General features: G+C 46.9%; 11 protein-coding genes. 1 reads left to right on the top strand and 10 read right to left on the bottom strand.

Annotation, left to right across the window (positions count from 1 at the left end; translation table 11 throughout):
* Nucleotides 1–275 (bottom strand): hypothetical protein (locus JF818_RS09360; protein WP_198891750.1); only part of this gene is annotated, 275 nt, incomplete at its 3' end.
* 75 nt (nucleotides 276–350) lie between these two features.
* Between JF818_RS09360 and JF818_RS09355 the strand changes: the two genes are divergently transcribed.
* Complete coding sequence (locus tag JF818_RS09355; protein WP_198891749.1) at nucleotides 351–1,259, top strand: hypothetical protein; 909 nt, start codon at nucleotides 351–353, stop codon at nucleotides 1,257–1,259.
* Here JF818_RS09355 and JF818_RS09350 read toward each other — a convergent pair.
* From JF818_RS09350 to JF818_RS09310, 9 genes are all read right to left on the bottom strand, one after another.
* Nucleotides 1,256–2,179 carry a ribonuclease Z gene (locus JF818_RS09350; RefSeq protein WP_198891748.1) on the bottom strand — a complete coding sequence of 308 codons (924 nt, stop codon included), beginning with the start codon at nucleotides 2,177–2,179 and terminating at the stop codon, nucleotides 1,256–1,258. The genes JF818_RS09355 and JF818_RS09350 overlap by 4 nt on opposite strands.
* Before the next feature lie 26 nt (nucleotides 2,180–2,205).
* Nucleotides 2,206–3,378: an ABC transporter permease gene (locus JF818_RS09345; RefSeq protein ID WP_198891747.1), complete on the bottom strand. Its 1,173-nt coding sequence runs from the start codon at nucleotides 3,376–3,378 to the stop codon at nucleotides 2,206–2,208.
* Nucleotides 3,375–4,073, bottom strand: a complete 699-nt coding sequence (locus tag JF818_RS09340; RefSeq protein ID WP_198891746.1) for an ABC transporter ATP-binding protein — start codon at nucleotides 4,071–4,073, stop codon at nucleotides 3,375–3,377. Before JF818_RS09340 ends, JF818_RS09345 begins: the two co-directional genes overlap by 4 nt.
* Nucleotides 4,057–5,226: an ABC transporter permease gene (locus tag JF818_RS09335; RefSeq protein ID WP_198891745.1), complete on the bottom strand. Its 1,170-nt coding sequence runs from the start codon at nucleotides 5,224–5,226 to the stop codon at nucleotides 4,057–4,059. Before JF818_RS09335 ends, JF818_RS09340 begins: the two co-directional genes overlap by 17 nt.
* A gap of 2 nt (nucleotides 5,227–5,228) precedes the next feature.
* Nucleotides 5,229–6,197 (bottom strand): hypothetical protein, encoded by a 969-nt coding sequence (locus JF818_RS09330; protein WP_198891744.1) that lies wholly within the window; start codon nucleotides 6,195–6,197, stop codon nucleotides 5,229–5,231.
* A gap of 1 nt (nucleotide 6,198) precedes the next feature.
* A complete protein-coding gene (gene ftsY, locus JF818_RS09325; protein WP_198891743.1) occupies nucleotides 6,199–7,074 on the bottom strand; it encodes a signal recognition particle-docking protein FtsY in 876 nt (291 codons plus the stop codon).
* A 19-nt stretch (nucleotides 7,075–7,093) separates the two neighbouring features.
* Nucleotides 7,094–8,377, bottom strand: coding sequence for a hypothetical protein (locus tag JF818_RS09320; RefSeq protein ID WP_198891742.1), 1,284 nt, complete (start codon nucleotides 8,375–8,377; stop codon nucleotides 7,094–7,096).
* Between the two features lie 3 nt (nucleotides 8,378–8,380).
* Nucleotides 8,381–9,485 (bottom strand): peptide chain release factor 2 gene (prfB, locus tag JF818_RS09315; RefSeq protein ID WP_233067100.1). Its coding sequence is split into 2 segments (ribosomal slippage): nucleotides 8,381–9,415 and nucleotides 9,417–9,485, totalling 1,104 coding nucleotides; the frame shifts between segments, so codons are not numbered across the junction.
* Nucleotides 9,486–9,495: 10 nt separating this feature from the next.
* On the bottom strand, nucleotides 9,496–10,770 hold a 1,275-nt coding region (locus tag JF818_RS09310), incomplete at its 5' end, for an alpha-amylase/4-alpha-glucanotransferase domain-containing protein (protein WP_198891740.1).

Here is a 10,770-nt window from a genome sequence, read left to right as displayed (position 1 = left end):
ATTCCCAACCCTCTAATTCTTCGACAGCCTCCGATGTTTATAAGAGACAGCTTGAAGGCAGCATCCTTTAGGGCATCTTCACTGCTCGCCTCATCTCTCTGCCGCTTCAGTGAGTCTACCTGTATTGAGAGCACTGTCTGTTCATAGGAAAGTCTCGATATTTCAGTTTTCAAGGCACGATTGTGCAGAATTCCCCCGATGCCAAATACTGTCATGAGCAAGGAAAAGGTAAAAACTAGGCTGAAAGCGAATAGTAGCGGAATTTTTCTTGTCATGCCATCCTTCAATACACTATACTAAGTATGATACTATACCATTAATACTGGTGTAAAGTTTGCATGGAGGTGGCAATGTCTGAAAACAAACACTATGGACGTCAGATTTTTCTGAGCCTGTTCCTTACCGTATTTATTCTCTTGGCCGGCCTCTATCTTGCTTCACGGTATCTGTTACCACTCTATGATGTCAATCAACAGCAAATTTATGACATATTGGTAAAGTTGTTTCCCATCCTTCTCGGCCTTGTCATGATTGAGGTTGGTGTTATGATCGCCCGAAGGAGAGATGAGGAGTATGCAGACCAAGTTGACAAACTTCCTCCCAATGCGTATGACAAACCATTCTACACCCTTCCCGGTGATGACCCCAGCCACCTTCACAGTGACGAGTTATTGCTCAGCCAACAGAGAGTGCAGCAAAACACTTCCCAGATACAGGATACCATTGAAGAAGAGGAGCTGAAGCCTCAGGCAGTTGCTTCCGTAGAGCCAATGGTACCCAGGGAAGAGGAGGCAATGGTCAAACGCTTTGAAATGGCGGAACCGGAACAGGAAACAGTGGGGGCAGAGGAAAAGATTGCTGAGCCCGTTGCTGAGAATATCACCTACAATACAGACTTTGACACGATCTTGGAAATGGAATTGAACAACTCCAAGGAGATGGATTATGACCTTACCCTGGTCATGATTGAAGTCACCGAAGGTCCTGCTTCCCTTATTGCAAACAAACTGATGATGCTTAGCGGGGAACTTGCCTACAGCTTCACGCTTGAAGGCGGGAAAATTGCCATGGTCCTCCCCTTCTACAATGGTGATGAGGCACGCTCATTCACCCTCTCTATCATCGAGAGTTGCCAGAAAGAGTTCTCAGGTTCTTCATTGCAACTGGGATTTGCATCACGGAATGGAAGAATTGTTGACAAGGAACAATTACTGCATGAAGCACAGAGTGCCTGCAGCAGCAACTGGGAAGATAACTAATCCTTTAAAGGAATCTCAAAACTCATCCTATCCTTGGTCAGTATTGTATCAGGGAAGATTTTTCGGGCATCCTTAAGCAAGAATCGTAGTTCTCTGTCCCCGTATCGTGGACTGTAATGGAGCAGACCAAGCTTGGCCACCTCTGCATCTTTTGCAATCTGGGCAGCTTGGCCGGCAGTCATGTGCTTTTTCTCATATGCTGTCTCTTCCATATCGGACGTAAACATCCCCTCACAAAGCAGAAGATCACTATGCTCTACTTCCTTGGCAATGGAAGGAAGATACAGGGAGTCAGTGACATAACTGAATTTCCTACCCCCACGCTTCTCTCCCATCACATCCGTACTGGTGATTACTCTACCATCACTCAGGGTGACAGTCTCCCCTCTTTGCAATTTTCCCCAGAGCGGGCCTACCGGTATTCCCAGTTCCTGTGCTTTCTCTGGATGGAACTCCCCTGGACGGTCTTTCTCCTGCATGACATATCCCAGACAGGGTTTGGTATGATTGAGCCTGAAAGCACGTACGATAAAGTCATCAGTCTCCAGGATAATACCTGGTTCAACCGTCTTTACTATGATCTCATAGTTGATATACATATCAAGGATTCTTCGATTGGCATCCACATACTCCTTGAGTTTGGGGGGGCCATAAAGCGTCAGTGGCTCATCGCGGTCAACCTGACTGGAAAGCATAAGTATCCCCGGGAGTCCGGTCACGTGGTCTGCATGCATATGGCTTATGAAAATGGAATGAATCTTTTTCCACTTCAAATTCAGCATTTTCAGGGAGACCTGCGTACCTTCCCCACAATCGAAGAGAAAGAGTTCGCCGTCACGACGAACCATGGCACTGGTAAGAAACCTATTGGGAAGGGGCATCATGCCGCTGGTCCCGAGTACAAACACTTCAAAATTCATAGAGCAAGTATACTGAAAAACACCGGTTAATCAAAGTGTGTACAGCTTAAAGGTTCAATTCGTTTTACCCGTCGTAAACTAAACTGTACTGATACCACACTTACCAGAAGCAGAACCAGTACAATGACGAGGATATCTCCCAGAGGATAGACCACACTAAAATCCAAAAGATAGTAGGAAAGCGAGGGGATTGAACGGTCGGCGACCGCACTAAGCAATGGGGAAAGATTGCTTGACATCACAATACCCAGCAAGGTTCCCCCTATCATGGAGAGAATCGTCACCATCATGACCGTGTAGAAATAGACACTGCGGATCAAGCTGTGGCGTGCTCCAAGCAAGGTAAGCATAGCGATCTGATGTTTGTCATCCTCAACAAGTTCCCTGCTTAGTTCGCTGATGAAATAGCCACAGAGCATTGCAACAGCCACCATAACACCCAACACAGCCTGCCTGCTTGTATTAAGGTTTGTAGCAATGGTGAAATTCTCCTCATCCCACGAAGTTACCATAAAACCATCATCCTGATATTCCTGCTTCAAGGGTTCAATCCTCTCCTGGGTTACCAACAATTCATGGTAGGTCTCCTCACTGCCCTTGAACAGACGATGGATCAGGTTATAGTCACAAAAGGCAAGATTAGCATCAAGTTCCCGATATCCTGAATCATAGAGATTGCCCACTACACAGAATTGTGGACGGATCCCATCGTCACCTACCAACATCAAGGCAACCCGGTCGCCAATTCCCACCTGGAGCTCATCAGCCAAGGTGGTGCTGAGCAGTACCTGTTCCAGCGTGGTACTCTCCTTGGGAATTCCATCCATCAAGGTAATCTGTGAGGTTCTCAGTTCGTTGAAATATCCGTCCTCAACACCCTTGAGTCTGACCATCTTGTTTCCTTCTGGGCTATAGATCAGGGCATAGCTTTGAGAAACCAACTGTACATCCAGCACACCGTCCTTCTCGGGCAAATCACGTGTGGAATCCTCATGCACTTGCAGATGGCCATTACCCAATAGTGCGTATTTATCAGCAATCCCCTTACTCATGGATACCACAAAGATCTGTGCAAAGACCAATGCTCCAACTACCAGTGTGATCAAAACGAGATTAAAGAGTATTCGTTTTCTTGCTGCTCTGCTTCCTTTGTACCCGAGCTTTCTCAGTACCAGAAGACGTAGAAGTCCTTGCTTCAAGAGCGCACCTCCACATTCCTGTTATGGAGTCGATAAACGGTATTGCACCGACTTGCAAAGGCAAGATTGTGTGTGATCAACATCAGGGCTACTTCCCTCTCAGCGACCAATGAAAAGAGAAGATCTTCAACCAGTGCAGCATTTCTCTCATCCAATGAACCTGTTGGTTCATCGGCAAAAATCAGGGAAGGTTCATTCACCAGAGCCCTTGCAATGGCGACTCGTTGGCGCTCCCCTCCGGAAAGTTGGTCGCTGGTATGTCCAAGTCTGTCCTGCATACCAACCAGTTCAAGCATTGCCAAGGCCTTACGTGAGGCATCTCTCTCACTGTACCCCGCAATCATGGCCGAGATCTGCACATTCTCAAGGGCTGTAAAATCATCCAGAAGCAGACTGCTCTGAAAGATGAAGCCCATAGAACGGCTCCTCAGCCGACTGAGGTGTTCATCATCGAGGCAGGGAATCTCCTTACCTTCAAACCGGATACTTCCACTGTCTGCTGAGAGCAACCCTGCACTGACCTGCAACAGGGTCGACTTCCCACTCCCACTTCTCCCGGTGATCGCAATACTTGTTGCACGATTCAAGGTGAGAGATACCCCTTCCAATATCTGGATGGGCTCTCCTCCCCTAAGGGTTGCGGGAAAACTCTTTGAGACTTGTTCTAGGGTAAGTACCTCAGTTGACTTCATCATGCGTAAACATCTCCATGATATCTGCCTTCAGGATCTTATGGGTCCCATGGAAGGACGCAATGAGGCTGAAGACAACAATGACAATAAACAACACCAGAAGTTCCAAACTCCTGATCTCAAGTTCCAGATGAACACCCATCGACCTGTAGACATAGGAAGAAAGGGTTGGGTAGATGGCAATACCTGCATAAGAGAGAACAACGCCCACCAAGCTTCCAATGACTGCCACTACCACCGCCTGCAACACAAACAGGGCTTGTACCTTTGCCTTGGTAAGCCCGATGGTACGGAGCATGGCTATCTCAGTTTGCTTTGCGAGCAACAATCTTCTGGAACTGTTCCTGATATGTACCAGTATGACCAACACCATCAGAAAGAGCATAAGTGCCATCATCTTCTGTTCAAGTTCCATTGCACCATACAGGGAAGCATTTATCTCCATCCAGGTGCTTGTATTGGTAAAGCCCAATTGCATGATTTCAGCTTTCACTTCCTTGACGTCGTGGGTGGTGAATACCCCAATCTTCAAAGGAACATCACCTTGCAGGGCAAGTAGGGTCTCTACATCACAGAGGAAGGTGGAGTGATCAAAATCATAGCTGGTTGTATAGTAGACGGCTCCCACCTCAAGTTCCTTTCTGGAAGGAACCACTGTTGCTTGCTTGCCTTTTTTCAGGAATGTAAGGGTAAGGGTTTCACCCATATCGATGGAACGTGTATTTGAGTAGGAAACCGCAATCTGCCCTTCCTGAAACAGGAATCCACGATAGCTGTTTAGATTGGAAAGAAATCTTCCCTCCCCATCAATACCCCTAAGGCGACCAGCAATGGTCGACCCATCAGTTCCCTGGGCAATGACAGGAATATCTACATACACAAAGGCATGCTGGACAGAGCCCAATTCCTCGATCAGGGTTGCAGCCTCATCGGCTGCAATGTAATCATTGCTCTCCAGGTCTATCTGAAGATCGAATGACTCAAAGGTCCTGATATCCTCGAACTGGTTCCGCTGTAGGGCTTGCATAAATGAAAGCACTGCTACGATGGCAAAGAGACAGAGAGCCAGACCGAGGGAAATACGCACACTTGTCCCGCGATGCCGATTCTGCCTGGAGAAGGCATAGCGGGTGGCAAGGCGCAACAACAAACGCATGATTACCGGTATGAGATGGAAAGAATTCTCTTTCCACCTGGAGCATAGGTGATATCACAATACGGACGTCCTTCACTATAGAGCGTCTGGACCCGCTTCCCATCATCAAGGAAATGCAAGATGCTGGTGGTGCGACCTGCTTCCTTCTCTTCAACCATCGCTATTTCTCCCTTCTCATAGCTGCTCACCACTTCACTTCCATCATTTCTGATAGTGTGTTCACTGACCAGTTCGTTCTCTTCATTATACCGGTATTCAGTCTCACTGGAAGGATTTTTCTTCAGAACCAATAAACCCTGTTCATCATAGCGCTCTTGCACCACACTACCGTCCGGTAGTGTACGTTCAACCGTGAATGAACCTGTCTCTTCGACAACCACATCCAGTTGTGTATCCTCTGATTCTGATGAAAAAGGTTTTACAACGGTACTTCCCTGAATGGTAAGGAACGTCTGTCCTCCCTGGGTATCTGCATAGGTAAAGGAGTGTTGCTTACCTTCCTGATTGAAATAACGTATTGAGCTAGCTTCTCCCTTCACAGTCACAACTGCAAGCAAACCTCCATTCGATGCCGAGTAGGTGAAAAGCTGTGCCTCCTGAAAGGAGCCATCCTGATAGGAGGTAACTCTCTCAAGCTTTCCATCCTCTCCATAGTAGTATGCATGTGAGTTGGACCCGATTTGCTCTTCGCGCAACAAGCCATCCCTGAAAACACGGGAAACAAGAACCTTTCCATCAGAAGAGGACCTGGACACAATTCTATTACCATCATCATTGGAAATGGTCTCTTTCCAGATCATGCCACCAGGTCCCCAGAGTTCCCTGTTCTCATCTGTGAGGGAAAGGTGGTAAGGGGATTCTCCCGAAAACGAACCACGCTCCTGTGCGATGCTGTTTGATTGCACCAATGTTGAAGCAAACAGCACCGAGAAACAGAGAAACATGGTTGCGCTGGAGATGAGGTGTTTCATCTTAATCTGTGAGACCTACCAGTGTGTTAAGGAAGTCTTCCTTGTCAAAGGCTTTGATATCCTGGTATGTCTCACCGGTACCCACGAATGAAACAGGAATACCAAACTTTTCACCGATCTGAACCAAGGCTCCACCTTTTGCCAGACTGTCATATTTGGAGAGGATCAGACCATCGAGCTTTACTGCCTGGTTGAAGAGTTCAGCCTGGCTGATCCCGTTTTGACCGGTAGTGCTGTCAATAACGAGGAATTTCTTGTAGTGGACATCATCAATGCCCCTTCCCTTTACAATCTTGTCAATCTTTGAGAGTTCCCTTAGCAAATTTTCCTTGTTGTGCATTCTCCCGGCTGTATCAACCAAGACCAGGTCCTCACCTCTTGCCTGGGCAGAGGTAATCGCATCAAAGACAACCGAGCCTGGGTCACTGCCGCTTTTCTGCTTAACTATCCTGCAACCAAGCCTCTGAGCATGTACTTCAAGCTGATCTATGGCAGCAGCACGGAATGTGTCAGCTGCAGCAAGCAAAACCTGTTTTCCCTGCTTCTTGTACATGTTTGCAAGTTTTGCAATGGTGGTGGTTTTGCCAACCCCATTGACTCCCAACACAAGGAAAACCGTAAGTTTCCCTGGTTCGAGGGCAGGTTGGAAAGCTTCGATCTTTTCATGCAGGTGATTCTTCACCAACAACTGCAAATCTTGGGTAGTTTTCGATTTTTCGCTTTTCGCCCGTTTCCTTACCTCATCGCTGATGGTAAAAGCCAGTTTGGCTCCCAAATCACCCTCAATAAGAAAATCTTCAAGCTGCTCAAAGTACGACTCATCAAACGTATTGATTCCAAACAGGGCTTTCAGCTTTGCCCCAAAACCTTTCAACATACAATGCTCCTCATCATATTCAGATACCTGCATCAGCCATGGATTCATAGGAGAGAAAATCCGCAGCCATTGCAATCGAGCTTACCAGTGCCAACGAACTGGTTCCAACCAAGCCTACTTGCCAAAGAGGATTGTCAGTCGCATACATTTGGCTCAAGACGGTACACCCGATATAGGTTCCGAACCACAGAATAGTATTTCTCAGCCGTTTATAGAAGTCCTTCTGTGCATCATCGCGCAGGGAAGGATAAGCAAGTTCCTTTGCATTCAGCGTAACTGTCAACTCCTGGTAAGGGGGGCTGTCAAGATGAACGACCCTCTGGGCAAAGCCTTCCCCACTCAGGGTAAGTACCATTGGATATGTGGGATCAGAAAGGGAGATGGAAAGTTGCTCTGTCAATGGTTTTCCATCGAGGAACCAGTTTACCTTGGCTGTTTCACTATGCACTACCAGGGAAGGAAACGTTACTTCCTCAAACGAGAACTGAAAAGGCTGAATGACATCAGCCTTACTCACGATCTCCATCTCCACCGGCTGGTAGCCAGGAGCATTCAAACCAAGTATATGAGGTCCTGGCGGTAGGATAAGCGTAGTATCGAGGAGCTCTGTTGGCTTCCCATCAATGGAGACGGCTAGCCCGGGAGGGATATCGTTGAGGGTAACAATCCCGAGATTTCCTTTGCTTGCAAGGGCGAATATAGCTTTCTCCAATGGCTCTTCCAATGGTTGGAAGTAGGAGTTCTGTACCAATGTGTCAGAGAGTGTTTTCTTCTCTGTCAACTTAGGATGATAATACTGAATCCGTATACGCTGAAATCCTGCGAGCTCTTCTGAGGCAAGCAACAACAATGCATCATACGTGTTTTTGGAACAGAACCAGGCAAGGGCATCATCGCTTGCCTCTAATGCGTTTGCAAGATCCTGATCAAATTGTGCAAGGTGGTATGTTACCGGGAGGGAATCAAATTCAAGAGGTGGTGCTGGTTGTTCTGCATCCAATACCTGTTGTAATTTCTCTTGGTCATGGGAAGCATAGACTTTACCAAGCTCACTATTCCTTTGTGCCTGAGCTTCTTTTTCCCATTGATCCAAGAGAAGCGTTTTCTCATCTTCATCAAGAAAGATCTGGCTTCCATAGCGTTTTGCTACATTTTCAACCATCTCAGTGAGTGTATCGAGCCTGGCATCAAGAGGAACAATGCCGACAGAAAAAGACATCGTACCCTCTTGAGCAGCAAGCGTTGAGGCGCAGAGAAGAAACAGCACAATACATACTGTACGAAGGGCCATGTTTTTGCCCATGCCCTACTCCTCCTTCTGCCCCCATTGCAAATAACTTTCGATGAGGGGTTCGATTTCCCCATCCATGACTGCCTGGATATTGCCAATGGTCGCCCCTGTGCGATGGTCCTTGACCATGGTATAAGGCTGGAACACATAGGAACGAATCTGGCTTCCCCAGGTAATTTCTTTCTTCTCTATGGCATCCTTTTGGTGTTCTTTCTCTTTTTCTTCACGGTAATACTCGTATAGACGACTCTTGAGCATCTTGAAAGCGACATCTTTGTTCATCACCTGGCTTCGCTCATTCTGACACTGTACGACAATTCCTGTGGCATAGTGGGTTATTCTTACAGCACTGTCGGTCTTGTTGACATGCTGACCACCAGCCCCACCGGCCCGATAGGTATCAAGACGATAATCCTCAGGCTTCAGGTCAATCTCGATGGTGTCATCGATCACCGGGGATGCATAGACACTGGTAAACGATGTATGCCGGCGCTTCTGGGAATCAAAAGGACTGATACGTACCAAACGGTGGACACCAGCCTCTCCTTTCAGATACCCAAAGGTATATGGTCCGGAAACCTTGATGGTCGCACTCTTGATACCACCCTCATCCTCCTGGAGATCAAGTATCTGGCTTTTAAAACCGCTACGCTCGCAATACCGGAGGTACATGCGCATCAACATATTGGCCCAGTCACTGGCTTCAGTTCCACCTGCTCCTGCATGAATGGTGAGAAAGCAGTCATTTTTGTCGAACTTACCATCAAGCAAGGTCTTGACCCGTAGTTTTTGGTAGGTGGCAAGCATGGTCTCAATTTGCTCGTTGATCTCAGCTTCTTCTTCGGCATTATCCGGTTCATCTGCATAGATTTCCATGAGCTCGCTCATTTCATCCATTTTATCGATCAACTCTTTCCAGGTATTGTAGGTATCCTTCGAACTGTTGAGTTCTGTGAACAGAGCCTGTGCATTGTTTGGATCATCCCAGAATCCCGGTTCAAGTGTTTTTGCCTCGAGTTCTGCTATCTTCTTTTCCATCCCTTGCGGGTCAAAGACGCCTCCATACGGTGTAGGCTTCTTCTTTTACTGATTCAAACTGTGATTTATTCTGGAAAAACATCTGTGTACTCCTATTTTCGTTCAACACGTAGACCCAAGGTAATATTCTTTTCTCCACCACTAGCCAATACAATCGGCCATGAGGCCATGAACAGGGTGTGCTGGTAGAGCGATTCATTCCCAAGGACTGTTTCGCTTTCAATAGTATAATCTTCCTTGAGCAAGGTAAAGCGGGTATCGCCTACCAAGGTCAGGGAAGTGCTATTGGGTTCATCATAGATTCTCAGCGATTTGACTTGCTCAAGAACCACTTCTTTCTCTTGCCATGTCAGATTTTTCTTGTTTTCCAACTGGATAAAGGAAATGGGAAGACCATGTGAGTCAATCGAGAGAGGGATCTCACAGCCATAGATACAGCTTATTGGTTCCTCCCCGATGTTGGTGAGCGTTATATCTACCAAAATGGTATTCTGTCTTAGCTTGAAATGTTTTGCTATTTGCAAGCTTCCACCGATGATTGGACTGTCACCAGTCGTGCAGGTAGCCAGATACTCGGTATTCCTACGGTCTACTCCCTCAAGATTATAGACCTGGCTTCCCATAGCCAAGCAATTCTTTTCATCCAACTTGGTATATTCGTCCATGACAAAGTTTTCTCTCAGAAAAACATCACTGAACAATCGCTGTTTTTGACCGGGAGGAAGCTGGTGATGATTGCCACTGGAACTACCAAACTGTGAAAGTGGACTGAAGGTATCCCCATAATTATACAAAGAAGGCAAATAGGTAAGTTCTGAAAGGGATCCTCCTTTCGGATCAACCACACAACTCAAGTACTTGCCAAAGAACAGATATTCACTCAAGGCATCGTGGTCAAAGTCATTGTTCACAGGATAGCTGTAGTCCTTGAGTGCAGTGAGCACACTATCCGCTTCACTGATGTACCGCCAGAATAATTTTCTGACCGATGAACGCAGCATTGGTGCATTGGCATCACAGAGATACATACTCCCACAAGAGATTTTCTGGATCAAGGATTCCAAGCGTTTGCGCACATCCTTGTCCTTCTTGTACATACGTGCTGTTTCCACCATGGTGGTATATCGCCCATACAGATAGGCAAGGCTTTCATCCTTCACAAACAACTCATTGATGCAACCCAAATCTCCCTTGTTTGCATCAATGCCGTACCACCCTGCTTGTAGATACCCTTTCTTAGGCGGGTCATTATGGAGATATGCTTCCTCGATGGAGTTGGTCTCATACCCAAAGAACAGATCGAACAGTTGTATGGTCTGCTGTGCGGTCACTCCTGCCTGTAACAGATGATCAAGGTTGATCATAGC

It is taken from the genome of Sphaerochaeta sp. S2 (genome assembly GCF_016406725.1).
Lineage (GTDB): Bacteria > Spirochaetota > Spirochaetia > Sphaerochaetales > Sphaerochaetaceae > Sphaerochaeta.
Note: the sequence above shows the minus strand (reverse complement) of the source record. Positions and strands in the feature narration are given on the sequence as shown.

Excerpts from the sequence above, each read along its gene's own strand:
- JF818_RS09355 (WP_198891749.1), top strand. The coding sequence starts at position 351 with ATGTCTGAAAACAAACACTATGGACGTCAGATTTTTCTGAGCCTGTTC.
- JF818_RS09350 (WP_198891748.1), bottom strand. The coding sequence starts at position 2,179 with ATGAATTTTGAAGTGTTTGTACTCGGGACCAGCGGCATGATGCCCCTT.
- JF818_RS09340 (WP_198891746.1), bottom strand. The coding sequence starts at position 4,073 with ATGATGAAGTCAACTGAGGTACTTACCCTAGAACAAGTCTCAAAGAGT.
- JF818_RS09335 (WP_198891745.1), bottom strand. The coding sequence starts at position 5,226 with ATGCGTTTGTTGTTGCGCCTTGCCACCCGCTATGCCTTCTCCAGGCAG.
- JF818_RS09330 (WP_198891744.1), bottom strand. The coding sequence starts at position 6,197 with ATGAAACACCTCATCTCCAGCGCAACCATGTTTCTCTGTTTCTCGGTG.
- ftsY (WP_198891743.1), bottom strand. The coding sequence starts at position 7,074 with ATGTTGAAAGGTTTTGGGGCAAAGCTGAAAGCCCTGTTTGGAATCAAT.
- JF818_RS09320 (WP_198891742.1), bottom strand. The coding sequence starts at position 8,377 with ATGGGCAAAAACATGGCCCTTCGTACAGTATGTATTGTGCTGTTTCTT.